Genomic DNA, 25,652 nt, shown 5'->3' on the forward strand with positions numbered 1-25,652 from the left:
GGAGGATGACGGCTTCGGCCTTGAAAAGCTGCAAGAATAGCAAACCCTATGCAGGAGTCTGTTTGATTGAACATTCCGCATAAACTTTCAGTAGAGCCGGGAAGGAACAATTACCTTCAGCCATTGTCAGGCATTAAGCCGATGGATTATGGTGTTTCTCGCACTTCTTCTAATAATATACTGTCAATCGTTTGCTCACCTGCGTCCGCTGATTTATGCAGAACAGATATGTCTCCAGTGGTTTCCAGCACAACCGCTTCCACCTGACTTAATTGCAGGATGTTTGCCTCCCGCAGCTTTGCGATCAGCTGTGATCTTTCGATTCGTGCGTATTTTAAATTTTCCTCTAGTATCTGATCTCCCTTCATCAGCAAAAGGGGCTTGTTGGAAATGGCAGAGCTTAGCGCGTGGAATCTTTTTTGCAAGAGTGAAGAAATAAAAGCTAGGGAAAGAAGACTGGCGATGGCTACAGAGCCATGCGCAACAGAAGTGCCGGATGTGAGGGTAGAGGCGATGATACTACCAACAGCAACTGTAAAGGCAAAGTCATACACTGTAAACTTCGCAAACGACCTCAGGCCAATGATTCTGGTTAGTATAATGACGACGAAGAGCAGCATGATGCTGCCAAGCACAGTTTCCAGGAGCGGGTCACCCGTATCATATATCCATTTCATAGCTTGATTGTTTTTGTGGCTTGTGTGTAACGGCTTGCAGCTATCCAGGATTAGCGATTTCGGACCCTTATACAATAAGATAGCTTGCATCTAAATAGAAGTACAGAAACTGATTGTAACACTGAACCTAAGCCTGAGGAGAGCTGCTGTTATGCGGAGTTATTTATTTCGTCTCTTTGCACCCGATCGTATCTGCTAGCCGCGAGGTCATCTCAAATCCTTGCCTTATTGCTCTGATTTATTTAAAGAATGAAGTTATGATTATTCTTTAAATTATATGTTCTGTTTGTTACTAAGATAAATCTTATAGGGTTGTATTGTTTCCTGTTTCGAAGCCATGTAATAAGGAACCACACAGTTCCCGCTTCCTGTGTTTCTGATAGATTATACCTGGAAAGCAGAAGCGCCCTATTAAATTTAACAGGGCGCTTCTGCTTTGGAAAATGTGTTGATTTGATGGATCTTTAACTGGTGCGGCTACGCTATCTTATCAAAGCCGAGGTAAGGGTGCAGCACTTTCGGCATATTGATACTGTCTGGGGTCTGGTTGTTCTCCAGGATAGCGGCCACAATTCGCGGCAGGGCCAGGGCACTTCCGTTTAGGGTATGCAGCAGTTGGGTCTTGCCAGATTCTGTTTTGTAGCGCAGCTTCAGGCGGTTGGCTTGGTACGTCTCGAAGTTAGAAGCCGAGCTAACCTCCAGCCAGCGGCCCTGGGCGGTAGAGTATACCTCCATGTCGTAGGTGAGGGCAGAAGTAAAGCCCATGTCGCCACCGCAAAGGCGCAGCACACGGTAAGGCAGCTCCAGTTTTTGCAACAGGCCCTGTATGTGCAGGCTCATCTGCTCCAGTGCTTCGTAAGACTTTTCGGGCAGGGTAATCTGCACGATCTCTACCTTGTCGAACTGGTGCAGGCGGTTGAGGCCGCGCACATCGGCTCCCCAAGAGCCTGCCTCGCGCCGGAAACAAGGGGTATGCCCTGTGTTCAGCACCGGCAATTGCGCAGCTGGCAGAATCATGTCGCGGTAAATGTTGGTGATCGGCACCTCTGCCGTCGGAATCAGGTATAGGTTGTCTTCGGTGGCGTGGTACATCTGGCCTTCCTTGTCGGGCAGCTGGCCGGTACCAAAGCCCGAAGCCTCGTTTACCAAAATTGGAGGCTGCACCTCCATGTAACCAGCGGCAATGGCCTCGTCGAGGAAAAAGTTGATGAGCGCTCGCTGCAGGCGCGCGCCCTTTCCCTTGTATACCGGGAAACCCGCCCCGGTTATCTTGTTACCCAGCTCAAAATCAATGATGTCATATTGCTGGATCAGTTCCCAATGCGGCTTCGCGCCAGCAAATAATTCCGGAATTTCACCTTGCTGGAGAACTACTTCGTTGTCTTCCGCTGTTCTACCCATAGGCACGCTCTCGTGCGGTAAGTTTGGCAGCTTATAAAGGGCCTGCTGTATTTGCTCCTCCACCATGGCCAGTTGCTCGGCTAGGACTTTTGTTTTCTGCTTCAGCTCGGAGGTCTGCGTTTTAGAGGCTTCGGCCTTCTCACGTTCTCCGTTTTTCATCAGCACGCCTATTTCCTTCGAAATAGCATTTGCCTTGCCTTGCAACTCATCGTGTTCGCTTTGCACCTGGCGGCGTTGCTGGTCGAGTTCGAGTAGCGCAGCGACTTCTTCGGCCGCGTTTTTGTAGTTTTTCTTGCTCAGACCATCAATTACGTGCGCTGTCTGTTCTCTTAAAACTGTTAACTGTAGCATAGTTGGGTAGTGAGTATACTTGCAAAAATATATTTTTTTAAGGAGTTAGAGGCATTTCCGAGATATTTTCGGAGAAATTTGAAACTTTTCATATAAAATACTCCGTAATATTTGTTAATTATAAGGCATTGCAATAACATTGCGTTACAAATTGAGGAAGGCCCTTCCCTGTGCCCTCTCTGAACTCTATCGCAACCTATTCTTTTTTTCCTAATTTATTAACAGAACCTCTCGCTGCGTTTGCTCACTGTGCAACCTGGCAGGCCAATAAACTACCATATCGTTATTTATGTACAATATTGATGAATTGAAAGATCGACTTCTTTCAGAACTCAAGGAAATTGCTGAGGACTTAGGTGTAAAAAACTTCAAGAAACTGAGCAAGCAAGACCTTGTCTACAAAATCCTCGACCAGCAAGCAGTAACCCCACCCGACCAATTGCCAAAAAAACACAAATCAGCCGCCAGTACTGCCGCCATAAACGCTTCTGAAGCATCTGATAGTGCAATTGAAGTGGCGGAACCAGAAGAAGTGGCTACCTTAGAGGCGCCCGTTCAAGCGCCTGCTAAGCGAGAAAAACGTCCTGTGCGTGAGCCGGCACCTGCCCGTTCCGACAGCAACACTGCCGCAGTTCCGGCCCCTGCCCCCGCCAAAGACCATGGCACCCAGAATAGCCGTGAGCGCGTAAGACGCGACAGCAGAGACGATTCCCGCTCTTCTGACCGCAACAACTCAGACAACAGAGGAAACGACTCGCGTGACACACGTGCAGAGCGCGATAACCGCAATGACAATCGTGGCAACGACAATCGCGGGAACGATAACCGTGGAAATGACAACCGCGGCGACCGAAATGATAATAACCAGCGTCGTAACACCCAACAGCAAGCCAATACCTCTAACTTTAAAGAGTTTGATGGTATAATCCTGAACGAGGGGGTGCTGGAGTTAATGCAGGATGGATATGGCTTCCTGCGTTCTACCCATTACAACTACCTGGCTTCTCCGGACGATATTTATGTGTCTCCTTCACAGATAAAGCTTTTCGGCCTGAAGACAGGTGATACCGTGAAAGGACAGATCAGACCACCGAAAGAAGGCGAAAAGTATTTTGCCCTCCTGAAAGTGGAGACAGTGAACGGCCGCACCACCGAAGAGATCCGTGACCGTATCCCGTTCCAGCACCTCACGCCGCTTTTCCCGGAAGAGCGTTTGAAACTGACCACTAGACCAAACCAGCTTTCCACCCGTATCCTCGACTTGTTCGCGCCGATCGGTAAAGGCCAGCGTGGCATGATCGTGGCGCAGCCAAAAACAGGTAAGACTGTGTTGCTGAAAGAGATCGCTAACGCGATTTCTGAGAACCACCCGGAGGTATACCTGATGATTCTGTTGATCGACGAGCGTCCGGAAGAAGTAACGGACATGGCGCGCAGCGTAAAAGCGGAGGTAATCGCCTCTACTTTCGACGAAACTGCCGAGCGCCATGTAAAAGTGTCGAGCATTGTACTGGACAAAGCCAAGCGCATGGTAGAGTGCGGCCACGATGTGGTTATCCTGCTGGACTCTATAACCCGTCTTGCCCGTGCCTATAACACCGTAGTTCCGTCATCTGGCAAGATTCTGTCGGGTGGTGTGGATGCGAATGCGCTGCACAAGCCGAAGCGTTTCTTCGGGGCTGCCCGTAACGTAGAGAACGGCGGCTCGCTTACTATTATCGCCACAGCCCTGATCGACACTGGCTCGAAGATGGATGAGGTGATTTTTGAAGAATTCAAAGGAACCGGTAACATGGAACTTCAGCTGGACCGCAAGTTGGCCAACAGAAGAACCTACCCTGCGATCGATGTGCCTGCTTCTGGTACACGCCGCGAGGACTTGCTGATGGACCGCGACGAATTGAACCGTATCTGGATCCTGCGCAAGTTTATGTCCGATATGAACTCAATCGAAGCAATGGAGTTCCTGAAAGACAAGATGACCGGAACCAAGAGCAACGAAGAGTTCCTGATTTCGATGAACGGCTAAGCGCAAGTTTAGCGCTATAATCATAAAAAGCACAGCCCGCTTGCCGAAAGGTAAGCGGGCTGTTGCGTTTAGGATAAGTATGAATCAGGATTTACAATGCAAGCCACGTGAATCCTTAAACGCTATAACCTCCATCGTTAAAACTCCCCTCCTTGGAAAGGAGGGGCAGGGGTGGTTTGACCTAGCACTTTTTATCATGTTATTTTAACAATAGGCTCTTGCAAGCGAAAGTAACCACCCCCCTCCTTGAAAAAAGGGAGGGAGTGTAGCTATGCGTCTTTTGCGACAACGTATCCACTTTGTCACGTTCAGATCAGCCTATTGCCAGAACCTATAGCCCGGTTGCATGAGTAGGTATACCGTGTAGGTCATTACAAAACCAAAAACCATGTGCGCGAAAATAAGCGTGAGCAGGTAGGTTTTAAGGGCTAGTAAAGGAGGCTTTGGGTGGATCATAAAGTAAAAATACCACACTACCATAGCGACAAGGCCATGTGCCAGCCCTAAGAGCAAACCCCACGAAGCGGAGAGCAAACCAACACCGGCATCCCACAGGGCCAGGTAAAACAGCGCGAAGAACACTCCCACCGCATAATGCGCCACCGTACCCACGGCTTTGGTGCTCACCGCATCCGATAAGCTCCCATCGGGGTGCGTGCGCGACAGCAGCATGGTGCCCAGTATTTTAATGACCTTCATAACCCGGTGGGTGGCAAATGAGAGCAGGTAGAGGAATGCCGTCATGGCGGCGGTGGCGGCGAGGCCACCCAACAATGCGTAGAGTAATTTCATACAGGTAGCGTTTGTTTACCTTGTATACGCAGGCAGCACCGGATGTTTAGGGCAGGTTAAAACCAGGCGCGTGCCGCTATCATCATAATAAATGCGGCACTAATGCAGATAGAGGAAATTTTGTTCATCAGCATGGTATTGTCATAATTTACTTCGCTTGCGTGGCGCTGCGCCTTGAGTACCCAGGCTGTGAAGAAATAAAGGACAGGGGCAGTGCAGGCCAGGAAAATGACGATGTTCTGCACTTGCGCGGTGCTATAGTAAAGGTAAAGCAGCAGCGCAGTGCCTAGTAGCAGGCTGATGCCTGCAAAAAGGTAGGTGCCCCGAACGCCGAGTAGTAAACTAAGGGTTTTATCGCCGCGCTGGCTGTCTTCGGTGTGCTGGTAAATTTGGGTGAGGGGGTATGAGCCGCAGAGAAACAGGGTGCTAACCAAGGCAAACCAGATAATGGGCGGTTGCAGGATGGCTAAAAGCGGCATCCCGACACCAATCAGCACCGTCAGAAAAGTGAAAGCGCCCTGAAAGAAGGTAACAACAGCCGTGCTTAGGAGCGGGTATTTCTTTAGCCGGATGCCCTCATAACTATATGCTTTTGAAACCAGCAGGTAAACCGCGACCAATACTCCAAAGAAAAAAGACAGCAGTAAACTTAGCCCCACCGCCAGCACATCAAAAAGCCACACCAGGTGGATGAGCTGTCGCGAGACTTTGGGAGGATGCTTGAGGCCCCCGATGCTGCCCTCGTCGCGGTCGTAGTATGAGTTGTAGCCGTTGCTGGCCGGGTACACGAGCAGGTGCAGGATAACAAACACCGCCACTGCCCGCCATACCGGATACCCCGCCCCCGTGCTCAACGCAAACCAGAAGATAGGCATCAGGTAAACAGAGAAGGGAATCCGCATCAGCGTCAGGGCGTCTCGGTAGCTTTTCATAAAGGATTGGTCGGTTGATTGGTCACGCAGGTCAAGGCAATATACTGCTTCTCCCACGAATAATTCGCTTCCACAACATCACCGCTTCGGATAGCCAATGATGTAGATGACGTGTTTGCCCAGGCGTGCCCCTGCCTTCCCGGTACGCCAGGTATAGCCGGGAGTATCCAAGGATTGAACCATACCCTGTAGCATGTGCGGGGTATAAATCCGAAGCAGCGAAACAGTGCCATCCCAAATGATCCCCAACGGAATAAGCGGTAGAAGATAGGTGTAAGCTATCCGGCTAAAGCGAAAAGGGCGGATGAAGGGGGTTACCAACAGAATCAGGAAGGGGAACACCGCCCAGAGCAGGAGCAACTCCAGCCAGCTTTTACTCGCTCCCTCAAATACCCCAATGGCCGCTTTCTGGCTGGCTGCCTGTTGCAGCACAGCCTTTGCCACCGCAGGCGGGAAATGGTGGAAAGAAGAGAAGATGGTGCGAACACCGGTTATTTGCTCGGGTACTGCTGTGGCATCAACGGGCGCTGCGATATAATCCAGTGTGCCGCCAGAAGTTTGTGCCAAGTAGGCATAAGCGGCTAGGTTAGGGTATAGATCAGTAAGAGTCACCTGGATGGGCGTGCCCATGCGCTGGCTCAGTTGCCGTTGCACGACTTCGATGCCACCACCAGCCCCCGAGCAAAGGTCAGTGATATGCCGCTGCTGCGTGCGCTCCAGCAGCTCCTGCAACAGGGGCAAGGCTGCCTCATAAGCATGCAGCTTTGAGATCATGAAACGAAGGAAATCGAGCATGCCCTGCCGGATGACGTGCGGAAACCAAGGCTGGTCTTCTAACTCAAAAAGCTGGAGGCGGAAATTCAAGGGCTCTGTTTTATAAGCCGTACTCTGCCCCCGCCCGAAAGGTTGCCTGCTACTGCACTAAGCCGTTTTTGCCTGCGCCTAGCTTCAGGCCATCGCCAGTGTTACTGAACAACTGCCAGTACTCTTCAAGGGCATGCGTCGGATCCGGGGAGACGGTCAGCGTGCTGCGGTCTGTGAAGTGCAGTGTAAAACCGTGATGCGCTTTCCACTCCATGCGCTCCACCACCAGTGCCGGTAGGCGCTTGGTCAGTTCGGTCAGGCGCTGGTCGCGGAAGCTGGAGCCGGGTGTTTTCCAATCCCAGACCGGGTTTGGGAGCCCGGCTTCACGCTTCCGGATGTATACATCGCTGTCCTGGATGCGGCTCCCGTCAGCCAATTGTAACTGCCAGGGGCAATTAACCGCCAAGGTCATTTCGCCGATATCCAGAACTAACCCTTGCGGTGTGGTGTAGTGCGTGCTGCCAAAGTGAAAGTACTGTACCAGTCCGTTTCGGGTTGTTTTGGTAAGCGGTAAGCCATTGGTGCGTGTAAATAGCTGATCAGGAGTGTGTTGCATGGGTGTGCGGTTAAGAGGGGTGCAAGCGACTGTAAAGATAGGCAGCGCTTCAAAAAGAGGCAGCGTTTTTTAGGAAGTTTGTGAAGTTTTGAACCTATAAATCTTAGAAGTTGTGTACAAAAGGTATATTTGCAACCGTTTTGGCAAGTGCTAAGACGATATTTTTTAAGGGGAATTCCTCTAGGTAAGAAAGCATGCTGCAAGAGCAAGAAATAGTAGAGAAGCCAAAGAAATCGGTTTATAAAAACACCATCCAGGTTTTCTGGAAGATTCTTTTTTTGGGGTGTGCCTTTGTGCTGGGTTATTTGCTGAGCGTAGATAACAACCTTTTTTACCTGTTTGGCTCCTCGCCAAGCCTGGACAAGCTGGAGAACCCGCGCTCTGACCTGGCCTCGGAGCTGTATACGGCCGACGGGAAGCTGATCGGCAAGTACTTCAGGGAAAACCGCAGCCCGATTGGGTACGACAGCCTTTCGCCGATGCTGATCAAAGCACTGATCGCGACGGAGGATGTGCGCTTTTATGAGCACTCCGGCATCGACCCCGCTGCCATTGCCTCGGCGGTATACGGCAGCCTGCACGGCGACGCGCGCGGAGCCAGCACCCTGACGCAGCAGCTCGCCAAAAACCTCTATAAGACCCGTACCGACGACTCTAAAGGCGTGTTGGGCCATATACCCTTGGCTAACCTGGTTATCTCTAAAACAAAAGAGTGGCTGACGGCCATCAAGCTGGAGCAGCGCTATACCAAAGAGGAGATTCTGGCCATGTACCTCAACACGGTGGACTTCGGCTCCAACTCCTTTGGTATAAAAGTGGCCTCTAAAACGTTTTTCAACACTACTCCGGATAGCCTCAAAACAGAGGAGGCAGCCGTGTTGGTGGGTTTGCTGAAAGCCCCTACTTACTATAGTCCTCGCTTTAACCCCGAGAATGCCACCCGCCGCCGCAATACGGTGTTAGCGCAGCTCGCCAAATACAATTACATCTCGCAGGCCCAGGCCGACTCCCTGAGCCAACTGCCCCTTACGCTCGATTACAGCGTGGAGAACCACTACGACGGGCCGGCTACTTACTTCCGGGGCGCGGTGGCTGAATATCTGCAGGAGTGGACCAAGCAGCATGGCTACGACCTGTACCGCGACGGCCTGAAGGTATACACCACCATCGACTCCCGGATGCAGGCGCATGCCGAGGAGGCTATGGAAGAGCACATGCGTGCCCTGCAGCGCCGATTCGACAACCACTGGAAAGGCAAGAACCCCTGGGTGGATGAGAAGGACAAGGAAATACCGGGCTTTATCGAGCAGACCATCAAGCGCACCGCTTATTACCAGCGCCTGAAGCAGAAATATGGCAACGACACAGCGGCCATCAACAAAGAGCTGAACACCCCGCGCGAGATGATGGTCTTCACCTGGGACAACGACTCGCTGGAGAAGAAGGTGACCATGAGCCCGCTGGACTCGCTGGCCTACTACAAGCACTTCCTGCATGGCGGGATGGTAACCATGGATCCTTTCTCGGGCCATATCAAGGCCTGGGTGGGCGGTATCAACTTTAAGTACTTTAAGTACGACCACGTGAAGCAGGCGCGCCGCCAGCCGGGTTCTACCTTCAAGCCCTTCGTGTATGTGGCCGCCATCGACAACGGCTACGCCCCTTGCGACAAGATCGTGGACAAGCGCATCACGATCAACTACATAGAAAAAGGCGAGAAGAAGAGCTGGTCGCCCACCAACGCGGACTGGCAGTACACGGGTGCACCTATGACGCTGCGACGCGCGATGGGCAAGTCTGTCAACTCCGTCACGGCACAGCTGACGGAGAAGATAGGCTGGGAAACCGTGGTGAAGTACGCGCACCGCCTGGGCATCACGAGCCCGCTGCAGGCCGTGCCTTCCATTGGCCTGGGGCCGAGCGATGTGTCGATCTACGAGATGGTGGGCGCCTACAGCACGTTCCCGAACCAGGGCTTCCACACCGACCCCATGTTCATTACCCGCATCGAGGACCGCAACGGCAACCTCATCCACCAGTTTGTGCCGAAGCAGAAGAAAGTGTTGAGCGAAGAGACCGCTTTCCTGATGATGCACATGCTGAAAGGGGGTATGGAAGAGCCGGGCGGCACGTCGCAGGCCCTCTGGGAGTATGACCTCTGGAAGGGGAATGAGATTGGCGGCAAAACCGGCACTACCTCTAACCACTCGGACGGTTGGTTTATGGGCGTGACAAAGGATCTGGTGACAGGGGTATGGGTTGGCGGCGAGGACCGCAGCATCCATTTCCGCACCTCGCAACTGGGGGAGGGCTCTAAAACGGCTTTGCCTGTGTTTGGCCTGTACATGGAGCGCATTTACAAAGACAAGGACCTGGGGTATACCATGGGCCGGTTCCCGGAGCCCACCGTCAAGATCACCAAGAAGTATAACTGCACCACCGTGCTGCCAAGGCCGGTTGTGCCAGACTCCACAGAGATTGACTCTGTACTGGAACTGCTGAACATCGGCAATGTCCTGTAGGTGCTGGGTAGTAACTGATGAGTCCTCCTTTCTTTTGGCAAAGGATTAGCGCGTTTTGGTGTACGCAACGGCTCACTGAGTAATAGTATATGAAGGGGCATATATCATTATAAGAAGTTATAACAACTATTTACTGCTGCGTTGCTTGCATCTGAATTTATCTTAGCGTAGGTTTAGCCCCTCAATGGCAAAGGTTATTATAAAATATCTTCTCACTCTTTGTATTCTCCTGCTAGGCGTATCCAGTCATCTGTATGCCCAGGCCTGTCAGGATTTTACGGGTGCCGCTTTCGTGAAAAGCGTTGCAGCAGCGGAGTTGATAAGCCATGTGGCCCCTTCAAAAGCCCAAAACCCTGTTATCCAGTCCACTTCCGCTGAGGAAAGCTTCAATACCGATGCTTTGGAGGTGGAGGAGGACAAAGAATACTTTTCCCTCTTCAAGAAATTATCTGAGAGCAGCCAGTTCCTTGCCGCTCTTGTTCATGCCTTTACATTCGGGTATCTGTTCCGCTTTCTTACAAAGTACGTAGGGTACAGCAGGCAGCACATACCTTTCCTTTCATCTTACAGGTCGCATATTATACTCCGCGTATTTCAGGTATAGTATAACCTCCTGCGCAGGCCTTTTCCCAATGGCCTGCCATTCCATTGTGCCGTTTCCAATACCAACCCAGCGCCCGGCAGCATGCTGCTATGGCGGTTGCGTGTTTGTATGGCCCTGCGCACGCCGCTTTTAGCAATTCATCAACAAACCATCCTATCAATTTAAAGGCAATTTATCATGAAGAGAGTTTTCATGCTCTTGGGTTTGTGCGCCCTATTGGGCCACTCAAGCTGTACACAATCCAAAGGAGAAGAAAAAAAGGAAGCAGAGACTAAGTTCATGGTCACGAGTCCGGTGAAAATGGATACCACCATTACCGAGGATTACGTGAGCCAGCTCAGCTCCATCCAGCATATAGAGATCAGGGCCCTGGAGAGGGGCTATTTGCAGAAAATCTTTGTAGACGAAGGCCAGTTCGTGAAGAAAGGGCAGCTACTGTTCAAGATTATGCCTAACCTATACGAGGCGGAAATGCAGAAGGCGCAGGCAGAGGTAAATTTTGCAGAAATAGAATACAGGAACACCAAGCGGTTGGCGGAAAGCAACATTGTGGCCCCGACGGAGCAGGCGATGGCCAAAGCCAAGCTCGACAAGGCAAAGGCGGAGCTGTCCTTGGCGCGGGTTCACTTGCAATTCACAGAGATCAGAGCACCCTTCGATGGCATCGTCGACCGCTTTCTGGTGCGGCAGGGGAGCCTGGTAGAGGAAGGTGACCTGCTGACGAACCTATCGGACAACAGCAAGATGTGGGTATACTACAACGTGCCGGAAGCGGAGTATCTGGATTATGAAAGCCAGGCCAAGCAGGACAGCAATGTGAAAGTGAACCTGCTGATGGCCAACAACAAGCTGTTCGCCTATCCGGGCGTGGTGGAAACCATTGAGGCCGACTTCAACAACGAGACCGGCAACATCCCCTTCAGAGCAGTGTTCCCTAACCCCGACGGGCTTTTAAGACACGGTGAAACAGGCAGTATCCGCATGAGCGTGCCACTGACCGATGCCCTCATCATCCCGCAGAAGGCCACTTTTGAGGTGATGGACAAGAAGTATGTCTTTGTAGTGGACGAAAGCAATGTGATACGATCCAGGGAAATCACCATTGCTGCCGAGCTGCCACATATTTACGTGGTGAAAGATGGCCTGACCTCCAGCGACAAGTTCCTGCTGGAGGGCTTGCGCCTGGTGCGTGAGAAGGAAAAAATCCAATACAAGTTCATGGAGCCTGAGTCTGTCCTGGCGCATTTGGATTTGTATGCGGAGTAATCAGGTATCCTAAAATATAGAAACCATGTTTAGCAAGTTCATACAAAGGCCTGTATTCGCGATTGTAATATCGGTCATGATTGTGTTTATGGGTACGCTGGCCATCAAGAAGCTGCCGATTTCCCAGTTCCCGGAAATTGCGCCTACCGCCGTCAACATCTTTATCGCTTACCCTGGTGCCAGTGCCGATGTACTGGTTAACTCCACGCTGATTACACTGGAAAACGCCATCAACGGTGTGCAGGACATGCGTTACATCGCCACCGACGCAACCAGCGCCGGCGAGGCTACCCTTCGGGTGATCTTTGAGCCAGGCACTGACCCCAACGATGCGGTGATCCGGGTGAAAACCAGGGTGGACCAGGTGATGCCGCTCCTGCCCGAGCTGGTGCAACGCGAGGGCGTGGTGATCACGCCCATCCAGCCAAGTATGTTGATGTATGTCAACCTCTATTCCACGGAAAAGAGCATGGACGAGAAATTCCTGTTCAACTACGCCACCGTGAAGATGATTCCGGAGATACAGCGCACCAAAGGGGTGGCCAGGGCACAGATATTGGGTAGCCGCAGGTATGCCATGCGCGTGTGGCTGAACCCGGACCGCATGCGCGCCTATAGCATTTCTGTAGAGGAAGTGATGAAGGCGTTAGGGGAGCAAAGCATCATCGGCCGACCGGGGAGGATTGGCCAAAGCTCAGGTATAGCCGCGCAGTCACTGGAATATGTACTGACCTACAAAGGCAGGTATAACAAGCCCGAAGAGTACGAGGGCATTATCGTTCGGGCAAACGCCAAAGGCGAGAGCATTCACCTGGGCGACATCGCCACGGTAGAGCTGGGCAGCGAGTTCTTTGACATTTACTCGAACCTGGATGGCCATCCGTCAGCGGCTATTGTACTGAAGCAGAACTATGGCAGCAATGCCAGCGACGTGATTGAGGAGGTGAAGGCCCAACTGGAGGAGATGAAAGCCACCTTCCCTCCGGGCATGGACTACAAGATCAGCTATGACGTGTCGCAGTTCCTGGATGCCTCTATTGAACAGGTGATCCATACCCTGCGGGACGCGTTTATACTTGTTGCCATCGTGGTCTTCATCTTTCTGGGCGATTGGCGCTCCACGCTCATACCCATCCTCGCGGTGCCGGTATCCCTGATCGGGGCGTTTTTCGTGATCCAGTTCTTTGGGCTTTCCATCAACTTAGTGACGCTTTTCGCGCTGGTACTGGCAATCGGTATTGTGGTGGACGATGCGATTGTGGTGGTGGAGGCCGTGCATGCCAAAATGGAGGAGGAGCCGCATTTATCACCTTACCTAGCCGTTAAAAAAGTGCTTGGCGAGATCAGCGGGGCCATCATCGCCATCACGGCGGTGATGGTGGCGGTCTTCCTGCCTATCTCTTTTATGTCGGGCCCGGTGGGTACGTTTTACCGCCAGTTCTCCATCACCATGGCCAGTTCCATTGTTATTTCGGCTATCATCGCCCTCACGCTTACGCCGGTGCTCTGTGCCATGATGCTGAAGAACAACCATGGAAAGCAGAAGAAAAAGAACCTCCTTACCAAGTCGCTGGATAGCTTTAACAGCGGGTTTGACAAGCTGACCGGGAAATATGTGGGCTTACTGAAACTGATCGTGAGCAGGCGGTGGCTCACCTTCGGGATATTGCTGGCCTTCGGGGCGGGCATTTTCTACGAAAACCAGGTACTGCCGGCAGGTTTCATCCCGAACGAGGACCAGGGGACCATCTACGCTATTATCCAGACGCCGCCGGGCTCCACATTGGAGAAAACCAACCAGGTGTCTCAAAAGCTGCAGAAGATCTGTGAAGAAGTCGAGGGAGTAGAATCTGTGTCTTCGTTGGCGGGGTATGAGATCATGACCGAGGGCCGCGGCTCTAACGCCGGTACCTGCCTGATCAACCTGAAACCCTGGGCCGACCGGGACCATACTGTGCGGGAGGTGATGGAAGAGCTGGAGGAGAAGTCGCAGGGCCTGGGCGCGGTGATCGAGTTCTTCGAACCTCCGGCCATACCGGGCTTCGGCGCCTCGGGCGGTTTCTCGATGCGCCTGCTGGACAAAACCACCGATACCGACTACCACGAGTTTGACAGGATAAACCAGGAGTTCATGGATAATCTGGGCAAGCGGAAAGAGCTATCGGGCCTGTTCACCTTTTTCGCAGCCAATTACCCGCAGTACGAGCTGGAGATAGACAATGAGCTAGCCATGCAAAAGGGTGTGTCCATCGGGGCTGCCATGGAGAACCTCAACATCCTGATCGGTAGCACCTATGAGCAGGGCTTCATTAAGTTCGGGCAGTTCTTTAAGGTGTATGTGCAGTCCGACCCCCAGTTCAGGAGGCTCCCGTCGGACGTGCTGAAGCTTTTCGTGAAGAACGACCAGGGGGAAATGGTGCCCTACTCGGCCTTCATGAAGCTGAAGAAAACGCAGGGACCTAACGAGGTGACCCGTTTCAACATGTATAACTCGGCAGCCATTCAGGGGCAGCCAGCGAAGGGGTATACCACGGCGGATGCCATTCAGGCAGTGCAGGAAGTTGCCAGCGAAACCTTGCCGAGAGGGTATGACATCGCCTGGGAGGGCCTTTCTTATGACGAATCGTCCAGGGGGAATGAGTCGCTCTATGTGTTCATCATTGTGGTGCTTTTTGTGTATCTGGTGCTGGCGGCGCAGTACGAGAGCTTTATCATACCTCTGGCGGTGGTGTTCTCCTTACCGGTCGGGGTGTTTGGCTCGTTCATGCTGCTGAAGCTGATGGGGCTGGAGAATAACATCTATGCCCAGATCGGCCTGATCATGCTGGTGGGCCTGTTGGGTAAGAACGCGGTGCTGATCGTGGAGTTTGCCGTGCAGAAGCGGCAGGAGGGAGCCACGATTCTAGAGGCTGCCATAGAAGGTGCCAGGGTGCGTTTCCGGCCAATCCTGATGACTTCCTTTGCTTTCATCGCCGGCCTGATCCCGCTGATTATCGCCACGGGTGCCGGTGCCATTGGGAACCGCACGATCGGAGCGTCTGCCCTCGGGGGTATGTTATTCGGAACCATCTTCGGTGTGGTCATCATACCCGGCTTGTACTACATCTTTGCCCATCTGGCGGATGGCAGGCAACTGATCAAAGGGGAGGATGAAAACCCTTTGACGGAGGATTTTGTGCATGAGAAACATGAAAAGCTTTTAACGGAGGAAATTGAATACAATGCTTAAGAGAGTAATAGCCGCAAGCTTGGGAGTGGCTTTCATGTCGTGCACGTTTTCGGCATGCAAAACTCCAACCGTCGTTGAGAGGTCGGTGAACAGGGCAGTGCCTGCGCGTTTCAACGATGCGCCGCAGGATACGGCCAATACCGCAGAAATAAAGTGGAAAACCTACTTCAACGACCCCTACCTGACTGCCCTGATTGACACAGCCCTGCAGCATAACCAGGAACTGAACATTACGCTGCAGGAGATTCAGGTTGCCAGCAACGAAGTCAGGGCCCGAAAAGGCGAGTACTTACCCTCCGTTGGGCTGCGCGGCGCGGCGGGTGTGGATAAGGTGGCGCGGTACACCAATATCGGGGCCATGGAAGCGACCACCGACATCAAGCCAGAAATGGAAATGCCGGAGCCACTACCGGATTTTATGGTGGGTGCCTACGCGAACTGGGAGGTGGATATATGGCATAAGCTGCGCAACGCCAACAAGGCGGCGGTCATGCGGTACCTTTCTTCGGTGGAGGGCAAGAATTTTATGCTGACGAACCTGGTGGCCGAAGTCGCTGACGCTTACTATGAGTTGCTGGCGCTGGACAATCAGTTGGAGATCGTGAAGCAGAACATCGGCCTGCAGACCAATGCCCTGGAAATCATAAAGCTCCAGAAAGAGGCAACAAGGGTAACGGAGCTGGCTGTGCGCAGGTTTGAGGCACAGGTGCTAAGCACCAAAAGCCTGCAGTTCGAGATTCAGCAGCGCATCACCGAGACAGAGAACCGAATCAACTTTCTGGTAGGCAGGTATCCGCAGGCTATAGCAAGGGATGCGAAGGGGTTTAACGATCTGGTGCCGGGGGCCATACATGCCGGTATCACTGCTCAACTACTGGAGAACCGCCCGGATATAAAGCAGGCCGAGCTGGACCTCGTGGCGGCGAAGCTGGATGTGCAGGTCGCCAAGGCAAACTTTTATCCCTCTTTGGGTATATCGGCAGGTATAGGCTTTCAGGCCTTTGATCCAGCACTCTTGGTTCAATCTCCCAAATCTATCCTGTATGGAATGGCAGCCGAGTTAGCAGGCCCGTTGATCAACAGAAATGCCCTTAAAGCGACGTATTACAGTGCCAATGCCAAGCAGATACAAGCAATTTACAATTACGAGCGTGCTGTTTTGAATGCTTACATTGAGGTTGTCAACCAACTGGCAAGGCTCAACAACTTAGAGAAGAGCTACGATTTGAAAAACCGGCAGGTACAAGCGCTCACCCAGTCTGTTGCCATCTCCAATGAACTGTTCCGGTATGCCCGGGCCGATTATATGGAAGTGCTGATGACACAGCGCGATGCCCTGGAGTCTAAATTTGAACTGATTGAAACCAAGATGCAGCAAATGAATGCCAAGGTTCATATTTATCAGGCGTTGGGCGGCGGTTGGAATTAAGCCTGTCGTGGCACAAGTTTAACAGGCGATGCATAACGTTCAACTGGCTGCAAGAACAAATTTGTAGCCGCATCAGCATTAAATTAAGAAAGGTCTGGGTGCTATAGCCCAGACCTTTTTTGTGATTGCCTAACGAAGCACTACGTGCCGGATAGCCAAATCCTATTCTTGCCAGCCGCGCCATGCGCAGCTAATCCCAGTATGAGTACTATATGAATGTAGTTGTTTCCTCAATCCTTCTCCTCCTTGTAAAAAGATTCCAATGCTTCCTCCAAATGGTTGTACTCGTAAGTAAAACCGGTTTGCAGCACCTTGTTGGCGCTTACCCGCTGGCTGGCTAGCACCACCTCGCTCATCTCACCCATCATCAGGTTAATGGCAAAAGCCGGCACTTTGGGTAACACCAAGGGGCGCTTCACGGCCTCGGCCAATTCCTTCATGAACTCGCGGTTGGTGACCGGGTGGGGGGCTACAGCGTTGTATATGCCCTGGTACTGTCGATCTTCTATAGCCCGTATAAACAGGCGGCAGGCGTCATCCACATGCACCCACGACATATACTGGTTGCCGGAGCCCAGCGGGGCACCTGCCATCATCTTCACCGGCTTTACCATCTGGGGCAAAGCGCCGCCTTTGGTGCTGAGCACAATGCCCAGGCGTATAATAACGGTGCGGAGTTCAAGGGCATGCATTTGCCAGGCGGCATTCTCCCAGGCGCTGCATACCTCAGCCAGGAAATCGTGTGAGATGGTACTCTCCTCCGACATCAGTATGTCTCCGGAGTCGCCGTAGATGCCGATCGCAGAAGCCGAGATGAAGCCTTTTACATGGTGCTCGGCGTTTTGTAAATACTTGTAAAGGAGATTCGTGCTTTTTACGCGGCTGTTGATGATTTCCTTTTTTCGCTCCTCTGTCCACTTTTCCTCCGCCAGGCTTGCGCCCGCCAGGTTCACGATATAGTCGGCGTAAGTAATGGCGTTATCATCTATGTACCCATCCTTCACATCCCATTTAAAGGTTTTATAAGTCGAGACTTTATCCGGATTCCGGCTCAGATGGGCTACTTCATACCCTTGGTCGATGAGCATCTCAGAGAGCCTCATCCCAATAAGTCCTGATCCACCAGTAATCAATATTTTACCAGACATAGTTGTTCTTGTAAATCATTCGCGATAGAACTTCCCTATACGGAACTCAGGTATATTTAAGTTTACAAATATAATTTAGGAATAAAAAAAGCTGGTTTTCGGGCAGGTATAAAAAAGGGGCGTTGGCTACTTGCTGCTGCGGATGTGGCCTAAAAATTCGCTGCGGTACTGCTCTTGCTCAAACAGGCCGGAATATTCGGCTGTGATAGTGCTGCTGCTCACATCGTTCACGCCCCGGCTCATCACGCACAAGTGGTCCGCTTCGATCATGACGGCCACATTATCAGTCTGTAATGCCTGTTTCAGTTCGTTCGCGATCTGCATTGTCATGCGCTCCTGCACCTGTGGGCGGCGGGCGAAATAATGCACAATCCGGTTGAGCTTAGAGAGGCCAATCACGTGCTCGTTCGGGATGTAGGCCACGTGGGCCTTCCCAATAATCGGCACGAAATGGTGTTCGCAGGAAGAGTAAACCGTGATATCCCGCTCCACCAGCATTTTGTTATACCGGTACTTGTTCTCAAAACGGCGTGCCACGGGTTTGTTGTCCGGGTGCAGGCCGTTAAAAATCTCCTTCACATACATCTTCGCCACACGCAGCGGGGTGCCTTTCAGGCTGTCGTCTGTCAGGTCGAGGCCCAGCGTGTGCATGATTTCATGAAAATGCCCCTTGATGATGGCAATTTTCTCGTCGTCGGTCAGGTCAAAGGCATCCGGGCGGAGGGGCGTCTCTAACGAACTCATTACATGGTCATCCATTGCCTCGTCGTCTCGGTTTATATCTAGCTTGTGGTTATCCATAGTATTCCACAAAGTTTCTTTCTGTTTCATAAAGTGTTACGGCTAATTCGTACTCCGGGCTGATTTTGTCCCGAAGCCTGTTCCAGATCACCACCGCGATGTTCTCAGCTGTCGGGTTGAGGCTTTTAAACTCCTCCGTGTCCAAGTTCAGGTTTTTGTGGTCGAACTTGTTGAGTATTTCCTCTTTAATCAGGTCGCTCAACTTCTTCAGGTCATACACATAGCCTGTTTCGGGGTCCACGGTTCCGTTCAGCTTCACATAGAGCGCGTAGTTGTGCCCATGGAAATTAGGGTTGTTGCACAAGCCAAATACTGCGCTGTTCTTTTCGGCGGTCCAGGCAGGGTTGTGCAGCCTGTGCGCTGCGTTAAAATGCTCCTTTCGGCAGATGTTTACTTTCATAGGATGTAAAACAGTGCCAGTGCCTGTAATGTTAGGAACCAGCCGATCTTTTAGAGGCTGCGAAAGCTATAAGCGTGTAAAGTTAGCGCACCTGTGTCTATTCCCAAACCAAATCAATGTGAAATAAATTTCTTATAGGCAGGCTCTTTGCCATAAATGGGTCACTTTTAGCCTTGTGCCAGCCTATTCCTGAGTACAGCGCACATGATGAAGTAGTTTGTAGGCCTGAGCCGGGAGTTATAGAGAACTCTTATGTTTAAAGAGAATCACAGGGTACGCTACAGCCTCATCCAGCGCTGAATTTCCTTGTCGGCAAAGCGTTCGTCGCGCCAGCCCACAAAGGTAGTGCCTTTGGCTTTGTTGTAGTTGCCGAACCAATGCTGCAATACTGCTTTCACGGCAGGATAGTCAATGCTGAGCCCCTTAAAGTTAGTTGCCTCGATCTGGCGCTCGCTGGGCCTTGCCGGTACCGCAAGCACGATGTGCTGCAGTTCGCCATTCGTCTGTAGCTGTAGCAGCCCGATAGGGATAACTTCTGTTATGGTACCGCTCTCCAACCGCTCTGACAATACCAGTACCTCTAGCCCTGTGCCCTCGCGGTCGATCTCGGTGGAGGGTATGAACCCTAGGTTTGCCGGGTAGGGAAGGAAGTCTACCACACGATCGTTTCCAGCCTCCTTCTCAGGTATAAATTCTTTCTGCGCAGCATCGTATCGTATTTTGTGGCTGCTGCCCGCAGGGGTCTCGATTACGGCCTGTAGCTGCTTGTTGCTGGTGTAAGTAGGCAGGTCCGCATAATCAGGTTGGCAGGCGCTAAGCACAGCCAGCGCAAGCAATAATAGGTAGTGGGCAATAGATCGTGGCATGGGCGTAGGGGATAGGATAAACAACAGCTGCAAATATAGGCGGTATGTATGGCAGTAGAAAGCTAAGCACCGACAGGCACCTTAATAGCAGAAACCAAAAAAAGGAGCCGGTTTTTGCCGGCTCCTTTTCCACTAAAACTATGGTAATTTATGAAAACAGGTATTTTTATCTTCTCTCTTTGATACGAGCAGCCTTGCCCTGTAAACCACGCAGGTAGTACAGACGAGCTCTTCTCACTTTACCTTTTCTTACCAACTCGATTTTCTCGATAGATGGGGAAAGAAGTGGGAAAATACGCTCTAAGCCAATCTGGTTAGATACTTTTCTTACAGTGAAAGTCTCACCGTTTGTGTTCACGTTCTTACGCTGAATCACAACGCCTTGGAACTGCTGCACACGCTCCTTGTTACCCTCACGGATTTTTACGTGTACGTTTATAGTATCACCCGCCTGGAAAGTTGGGAAAGAGGCACGCTTGTCAGTAGATTCCTGCTCTATAAATTTAATTAATTCGCTCATGGTGGCTATGTTCTTAAAAGTATCTTCTTCAAATTTCGGACTGCAAAGATATGTAATAATTTCTTACTTAAGAATATCTGCAGAAAAAAAATATAATATTTAGCTGCCTTTTCGCTATGAGTTTGAGGCGTATAGCAACCAATTCGTTTTTAAAGGCTTGAACAGCCGCTTCTTTATTCGTTTAGCAGGTCGGGCCTGCGTTGTTTGGTACGTTCCACAGCCTGCTCAAAGCGCCATTCCTCAATCTTCGGGTTATTGCCCGATAGCAGGATATCAGGCACTTGCATGCCTTTGTAATCTGCCGGACGGGTATAAACCGGCGGGGCCAGTAAACCGTCCTGGAAAGAATCGGTCAGCGCCGAGGACTCGTCGTTCAGCACACCGGGTATGATCCGGATGATCGCGTCCGCTAGCACAGCCGCGCCCAGTTCACCGCCTGACAGCACATAGTCGCCGATGCTGATCTCGTGGGTCACGTAATGCTGCCGCACACGCTCATCCACGCCTTTGTAATGGCCGCATAGGATCACCACATTCTCTAACAGCGAAAACTGATTGGCCATACCTTGGTTCAGCGTCTTTCCGTCCGGTGTCATGTAGATGATGGCATCGTAGGTGCGCTCGGCTTTGAGGTCGGAGAGGAGCTTGTCAATCGGCTCGATCATCATCACCATGCCGGCGCCGCCACCGAAAGCGTAGTCATCTATTTGGCCGTGCTTGTTCACAGCATACTGGCGCAGGTCGTGGATGTGTACCTCCACCAGGCCTTTTTGCTGCGCACGCTTCAGGATAGAATGGCTAAAGGGGCTTTCCAGCAAGTCGGGCTGGCAGCTGATAATATCGAAACGCATGGTTATTTCTCCTCCTCTGTCTCGTCGTCGAGGTCATCGGCATCATTCGGGCCGGATGGCTGGGTATAAACCTCCAACAAACCTTCCGGCAGTTGCACATGCAGTTGCTTTGCTTCGTGGTCCGCCCGCAACAGTATCTCATCCATCACCGGCACCAGCATCTCCTGATCCAGGTACTCCATTACCATCAGCTGTTGCTGGGGCAGGTCGTAAAACTCCTTCACAGTGCCCAATGGGCCATGGTTCTGGTCGATCACCTGGTACCCGATCACTTCATGGAAGTAAAATTGGTTTTCTTCCAGTTCCGGCAGCTCGTCCAGGGGCAGGTACACGGCGGTGTTGCGCAGCGCCTCGGCCTGCTCGATGGTTTTGATATCCTCGAACTTAATGATAAAGCGGCCTTTCTGCACTGGCTCCAGGGTATCTATAAAAAAAGGAATCAGCCTTCCTTTTTGCTCAAGAAAGACTGATTCCAAATCTTCATAATCTTCGGGATAGTCCACGTCGAAAAACGCAACTACTTGCCCCCTGGTGCCATGTGTTTTGACGATAAAGCCTAATTGAAAGCAGTCATCAATATTCATGGCACTGCAATTATGCTTGCTCTTCTGTCGTAGCTTCGCCTTCGGCAGATGCCTCCGGAGCTTCTTCAGCCTCAGCAGCAGGAGCGTTCGCTGCAGCTTTATCAGCCTCACGCTGACGGATAGCCTCAGCACGAGCCTCTTTAACTTTCGTCTCAGCATCAAAAGCAGCTTTCTTCGCAGCAGCTTTAGCAGTACCGAGGTCCTGACGCTTGCTTTCGATTTTGGCTTCTTTTGCTTCTTTCCACTCAGCCAAACGGCTGTCAGCAGTTTCCTGAGAGATAGCACCTTTGATCACACCGATTTGCAGGTGTCTTCTGAAAAGAACGCCAGTGTAAGAAAGCATTGCTTTTACAGTGTCGGTAGGCTGTGCACCGTTCATCAACCACTGGAACGCCTTGTCTTCGCTGAAATCGATAGACGCAGGGTTAGTGTTTGGGTTGTAAGTACCCAGTTTCTCGATGAACTTACCATCACGTGGTGATCTTGCATCGGCTACTACGATATCATAGATAGCTTTTTTCTTGCGGCCTCTGCGGGCCAGTCTGATTTTTACTGCCATTGTGTATATAAAATTTACGTCGGTGGAACCCGTCCACCATTTTAGAACCGCAAAGGTAAGAATTTTTGGCTTACCAAATGCAATACTCCAGGGATTAATAAATGCGTATGCCTCACTTTTTCAGCAGCATAATCAAATCGAGCGCTGCCTTTTATAACCGAAAAGGCCCCTCTTTTTCTGGAGGAGAGGAAGGCACCTGATTTCTTAGGGCTGTGCTGGTACTCTCAGTCGTTTGCCTGAATACTATTCCGGTAGGCTATACTAAACTGTACCCATGTACAGGTAATGGCGGCAATCGACCATCTATTCCAAGCGTGGCAACAACAAAGCACTATGTTAAAAGCCAAGTATGCTCAGGAGAAATTATTCGTATATCCTATTGAATAAGGAGAGCTACCCTCAATAGATCGGGCGGAAGTTCATCCTGTGTAGGCAGGTCTGTGGATCTGCCTACTTTGTTTTCAAAGACTTCGAGTTTGTGGCGAAGGAGACGCTTTCTCTCCTGATCTCCGGAGGGGGACCGTGCCGCTTGGTCAATGCGCCTAGTCCAAAACGATGAAGTGACCATTTTGAAACCTGTTATAAAAGTAAAAGCCCTCCGTTGCGGGAGGGCTTTCCTATTGTGGTTAAGCTGCTGCTTTTATTCTAGGCTTAGGCGCGTTATCCTTTACCTTCGCTGGCTTCAGCTTGATGATGCTCAGCTTGTCCAGCGTCCAGATCACAGGCCAGGTTGGGTCTACTTCCCACCACTTCACCCCGAAGTTTACACGGTTAGGCAACTTGTGGTGGTTGTTCTGAAACAGCTCGCCGCCTGTCAGAAAATCGAAGAAAAGCGAGTTGCGTGACTTGTCGTTGTTATCGAAGTTCTGATAGCCATACTTGTGGCCGCTCCAATTCACGATCGCGCCGTGTACCGGGCCCATCAGGAAGTGGAACGGAAGTAAAAGGTACATCCACCACTGCGTGGCAAAGGCAATGTAAAACAGCACATAAAATACGCCCCACCCAATGCGCGACAGGTATGAGTCCCCGATTTTCTCTATGGCAGGCCATACCGGGTAATCGCCGTCAAAACGGCGCTCCGGCTCCACGCGCTTGTTGAGCACGTTGTTGTAGATTTCTTTTGTCTTCCACATCATCGTGAACGCATTATTAGAGAAATGCGGCGAGTGCGGGTCTTTCTCTGTGTCAGAGAAAGCATGGTGCATGCGGTGTAAGATGGCATAGGCGCGGGGCGACAGGAAAGACGATCCCTGGGCAGTGTATGTCAGCAGATAAAATGCCTTCTCCCAAAACGGGTTCATCGTGAACATTTTATGCGCGGCATAACGGTGCAGGTAGAACGTCTGTACGAAAAGCGACAGGTACCAATGCACCACAAAGAATACTAATATGGCCATAAAGGTAAGGAATGATTATGATGGTATAAATTCAAACAGAGAGCAGGTTGCCATAACCGTGCCGTGTGTTTTGCAAAAATACAATTCGAATTTGAATGTTAAATAGAGATGAGGGTGTAAAAGTTCATAAATAAAATAAAAACCTTATTGCCTTTCTCTATCAACTTACCTGAAAGGTGCCCAGGTGGCATTCTGAGGCGGCAGGGCACTAACTGTAAGTTTTGTTTTGAGGGTAGGGTGCTCGAACTGCAACTGGCGCGCATGCAGGGCAATGCTTTTGTCGGGCAGCGGCTGTGGAGCGCCATATTTCAAGTCACCCAGAATAAAGCAGTTCATGGAGGCTAATTGCACCCGTATCTGATGCGACCTACCGGTGATAGGGGTCACTTCCAGCAGGAATTTCCCCTGCTGCTCCTGCAATAGGGTATAATGCAGCTCAGAGCGCTGGCCACTTTTGTTTTCCTTGGCGTAAGCCTTGGTAATGTTCTTAGCACCGTCCTTGATCAGCCAATGGACTAATGTGCCGCGTTCCTGTGGCGGTCGGTTTTGCACGACCGCCCAATAGGTTTTCTGGGTCTTCTTACTCCGGAACAGCTCATTCAGCCGCGTCAGGGCCTTGGATGTTTTCGCCAGTAACACCACACCGCTCACAGGCCGGTCCAGCCGGTGCACTACGCCCACAAACACATTGCCTGGCTTGTTATACTTCTCCTTGATGTATGCCTTCGCGAGGTCTGCCAAGGTCGTGTCGCCCGTTTCATCGCCATGCACAAGCAACCCTGCCGGTTTATTCACCGCCAATACATGGTTGTCCTCATACAGTACCTCTAACATATTTTTTAATTACGAATTACGAATTACGAGTTCCGAGTATATGAGAGAGCGTTGAGAGATCTTTGGAATGTGTTATATAAATGAACCCACCCGAGTCCCTCCGAGGAGGGCAGTAACAGATGCACCTGGTATGATTTATACCTACACCTAAACCTAAACCCATACCCCCCATTCGTAATTAGGAACTCGTAATTCGTAATTAATACGCTTCTTTCTCGTTCGGGAAGTCAAGGCGCTTGACGTCTTTGATGTAGTTGGTCACGGCATCCGTCATCACGGTGTGCAGGTCGGCGTAGCGGCGCAGGAAGCGTGGTTTAAACTCTTTGTTGATGCCCAGCATGTCGTGCACCACCAGTACCTGCCCATCCACGTGCGGACCGGCACCGATACCGATGATCGGGATGGTAAGCGTTTCGGCCACGCGTTTGGCCAATGCGGAAGGAATCTTCTCCAGCACAATGGCGAAGCAGCCGAGTTCCTGCAACAGCTGCGCGTCCTCGATCAGCTTCTGCGCTTCCGCGTCTTCTTTGGCGCGCACAGTATACGTCCCGAATTTATAGATCGATTGCGGCGTAAGTCCCAGGTGGCCCATCACCGGTACACCTGCGCTCAGGATGCGGGTAACAGAGTCTTTGATCTCAGCGCCGCCCTCCAGCTTTATACCGTGTGCACCCGACTCCTTCATGATGCGGATGGCCGAGCGAAGTGCCTCCGAAGAATTGCCCTGGTAAGAGCCAAACGGCATGTCTACCACCACAAAGGCCCGGCTAACGCCACGCACCACCGAAGAGGCATGGTAGATCATCTGGTCGAGGGTGATGGGCAGAGTGGTTTCATGGCCCGCCATTACGTTAGAGGCCGAGTCGCCCACCAGCAGCACGTCTGTGCCTGCGCCGTCCAGAATGGTCGCCATCGAGAAATCGTAGGCCGTGAGCATGGATATCTTTTCGCCGCGCTCCTTCATGTTCTGAAGCTGGTGCGTGGTTACTTTCTTTACGTCGCTTTTATGAACAGACATAGTCGAATCAGTTAGGAAG

General features: G+C 51.5%; 23 protein-coding genes. 6 read left to right on the forward strand and 17 right to left on the reverse strand.

The annotated features are described in order from the left end of the window. Positions 1-146: 146 nt before the first annotated feature. Together ACXYMU_RS17280 and serS are read right to left on the reverse strand one after the other, a co-directional pair. Positions 147-677 (reverse strand): DUF421 domain-containing protein, encoded by a 531-nt coding sequence (locus ACXYMU_RS17280; protein ID WP_458987674.1) that lies wholly within the window; start codon positions 675-677, stop codon positions 147-149. 477 nt (positions 678-1,154) lie between these two features. Next, positions 1,155-2,429 carry a serine--tRNA ligase gene (serS, locus tag ACXYMU_RS17285; RefSeq protein ID WP_458987675.1) on the reverse strand — a complete coding sequence of 425 codons (1,275 nt, stop codon included), beginning with the start codon at positions 2,427-2,429 and terminating at the stop codon, positions 1,155-1,157. A gap of 289 nt (positions 2,430-2,718) precedes the next feature. Between serS and rho the strand changes: the two genes are divergently transcribed. Continuing rightward, the gene (rho, locus tag ACXYMU_RS17290; RefSeq protein ID WP_458987676.1) at positions 2,719-4,458 is read left to right on the forward strand and encodes a transcription termination factor Rho; all 1,740 of its coding nucleotides are present in this window, start codon (positions 2,719-2,721) and stop codon (positions 4,456-4,458) included. 318 nt (positions 4,459-4,776) lie between these two features. On the opposite strand, the gene ACXYMU_RS17295 is transcribed toward rho, so the two are convergent. From ACXYMU_RS17295 to ACXYMU_RS17310, 4 genes are all read right to left on the reverse strand, one after another. Next, positions 4,777-5,250 carry a hypothetical protein gene (locus tag ACXYMU_RS17295; protein WP_458987677.1) on the reverse strand — a complete coding sequence of 158 codons (474 nt, stop codon included), beginning with the start codon at positions 5,248-5,250 and terminating at the stop codon, positions 4,777-4,779. Between the two features lie 56 nt (positions 5,251-5,306). Further along, a complete protein-coding gene (locus ACXYMU_RS17300; RefSeq protein ID WP_458987678.1) occupies positions 5,307-6,182 on the reverse strand; it encodes a UbiA family prenyltransferase in 876 nt (291 codons plus the stop codon). A 78-nt stretch (positions 6,183-6,260) separates the two neighbouring features. Next, positions 6,261-7,046, reverse strand: a complete 786-nt coding sequence (locus tag ACXYMU_RS17305) for a class I SAM-dependent methyltransferase (protein ID WP_458987679.1) — start codon at positions 7,044-7,046, stop codon at positions 6,261-6,263. A gap of 49 nt (positions 7,047-7,095) precedes the next feature. Continuing rightward, a complete protein-coding gene (locus ACXYMU_RS17310; protein ID WP_458987680.1) occupies positions 7,096-7,602 on the reverse strand; it encodes a hypothetical protein in 507 nt (168 codons plus the stop codon). 194 nt (positions 7,603-7,796) lie between these two features. Here ACXYMU_RS17310 and ACXYMU_RS17315 point away from each other — a divergent pair, with 194 nt between their 5' ends. From ACXYMU_RS17315 to ACXYMU_RS17335, 5 genes are all read left to right on the forward strand, one after another. Beyond that, on the forward strand, positions 7,797-10,124 hold the full coding sequence (locus tag ACXYMU_RS17315) for a penicillin-binding protein 1A (protein ID WP_458987681.1): 2,328 nt from the start codon (positions 7,797-7,799) through the stop codon (positions 10,122-10,124). Between the two features lie 184 nt (positions 10,125-10,308). Next, the gene (locus tag ACXYMU_RS17320) at positions 10,309-10,728 is read left to right on the forward strand and encodes a hypothetical protein (protein WP_458987682.1); all 420 of its coding nucleotides are present in this window, start codon (positions 10,309-10,311) and stop codon (positions 10,726-10,728) included. A 177-nt stretch (positions 10,729-10,905) separates the two neighbouring features. Then, positions 10,906-11,994 carry an efflux RND transporter periplasmic adaptor subunit gene (locus tag ACXYMU_RS17325; protein ID WP_458987683.1) on the forward strand — a complete coding sequence of 363 codons (1,089 nt, stop codon included), beginning with the start codon at positions 10,906-10,908 and terminating at the stop codon, positions 11,992-11,994. A gap of 25 nt (positions 11,995-12,019) precedes the next feature. Next, positions 12,020-15,223: an efflux RND transporter permease subunit gene (locus ACXYMU_RS17330; RefSeq protein WP_458987684.1), complete on the forward strand. Its 3,204-nt coding sequence runs from the start codon at positions 12,020-12,022 to the stop codon at positions 15,221-15,223. After that, entirely contained in the window at positions 15,216-16,652 is a 1,437-nt protein-coding gene (locus tag ACXYMU_RS17335; RefSeq protein WP_458987685.1) for a TolC family protein, read from the forward strand. Before ACXYMU_RS17330 ends, ACXYMU_RS17335 begins: the two co-directional genes overlap by 8 nt. 230 nt (positions 16,653-16,882) lie before the next feature. Here ACXYMU_RS17335 and ACXYMU_RS17340 read toward each other — a convergent pair whose 3' ends face one another. The 11 genes from ACXYMU_RS17340 to panB all read right to left on the reverse strand — a co-directional run bounded on the left by ACXYMU_RS17340 (position 16,883) and on the right by panB (position 25,633). Next, entirely contained in the window at positions 16,883-17,800 is a 918-nt protein-coding gene (locus tag ACXYMU_RS17340) for a TIGR01777 family oxidoreductase (protein ID WP_458987686.1), read from the reverse strand. Between the two features lie 126 nt (positions 17,801-17,926). Beyond that, positions 17,927-18,601 carry a GTP cyclohydrolase I FolE gene (gene folE, locus ACXYMU_RS17345; RefSeq protein ID WP_458987687.1) on the reverse strand — a complete coding sequence of 225 codons (675 nt, stop codon included), beginning with the start codon at positions 18,599-18,601 and terminating at the stop codon, positions 17,927-17,929. After that, positions 18,594-19,001 carry a 6-pyruvoyl trahydropterin synthase family protein gene (locus ACXYMU_RS17350; protein WP_458987688.1) on the reverse strand — a complete coding sequence of 136 codons (408 nt, stop codon included), beginning with the start codon at positions 18,999-19,001 and terminating at the stop codon, positions 18,594-18,596. Before ACXYMU_RS17350 ends, folE begins: the two co-directional genes overlap by 8 nt. A 278-nt stretch (positions 19,002-19,279) precedes the next feature. After that, positions 19,280-19,867: an inorganic diphosphatase gene (locus ACXYMU_RS17355; RefSeq protein ID WP_458987689.1), complete on the reverse strand. Its 588-nt coding sequence runs from the start codon at positions 19,865-19,867 to the stop codon at positions 19,280-19,282. Positions 19,868-20,033: 166 nt separating this feature from the next. Then, the gene (gene rplS, locus ACXYMU_RS17360; RefSeq protein ID WP_242922959.1) at positions 20,034-20,387 is read right to left on the reverse strand and encodes a 50S ribosomal protein L19; all 354 of its coding nucleotides are present in this window, start codon (positions 20,385-20,387) and stop codon (positions 20,034-20,036) included. A gap of 173 nt (positions 20,388-20,560) precedes the next feature. Beyond that, complete coding sequence (gene trmD / locus ACXYMU_RS17365) at positions 20,561-21,238, reverse strand: tRNA (guanosine(37)-N1)-methyltransferase TrmD (RefSeq protein WP_458987690.1); 678 nt, start codon at positions 21,236-21,238, stop codon at positions 20,561-20,563. A gap of 2 nt (positions 21,239-21,240) precedes the next feature. Next, positions 21,241-21,822 carry a ribosome maturation factor RimM gene (gene rimM, locus ACXYMU_RS17370; RefSeq protein ID WP_458987691.1) on the reverse strand — a complete coding sequence of 194 codons (582 nt, stop codon included), beginning with the start codon at positions 21,820-21,822 and terminating at the stop codon, positions 21,241-21,243. A gap of 10 nt (positions 21,823-21,832) precedes the next feature. Next, entirely contained in the window at positions 21,833-22,381 is a 549-nt protein-coding gene (locus ACXYMU_RS17375; protein WP_458987692.1) for a 30S ribosomal protein S16, read from the reverse strand. Between the two features lie 626 nt (positions 22,382-23,007). Next, positions 23,008-23,781, reverse strand: coding sequence for an acyl-CoA desaturase (locus ACXYMU_RS17380; RefSeq protein WP_458987693.1), 774 nt, complete (start codon positions 23,779-23,781; stop codon positions 23,008-23,010). 165 nt (positions 23,782-23,946) lie between these two features. Beyond that, positions 23,947-24,615 (reverse strand): RluA family pseudouridine synthase, encoded by a 669-nt coding sequence (locus ACXYMU_RS17385; protein ID WP_458987694.1) that lies wholly within the window; start codon positions 24,613-24,615, stop codon positions 23,947-23,949. Between the two features lie 199 nt (positions 24,616-24,814). Continuing rightward, positions 24,815-25,633 carry a 3-methyl-2-oxobutanoate hydroxymethyltransferase gene (gene panB / locus ACXYMU_RS17390; protein WP_458987695.1) on the reverse strand — a complete coding sequence of 273 codons (819 nt, stop codon included), beginning with the start codon at positions 25,631-25,633 and terminating at the stop codon, positions 24,815-24,817. Positions 25,634-25,652: the final 19 nt, after the last annotated feature.

The sequence above is a fragment of the Pontibacter sp. CAU 1760 genome (genome assembly GCF_054482735.1).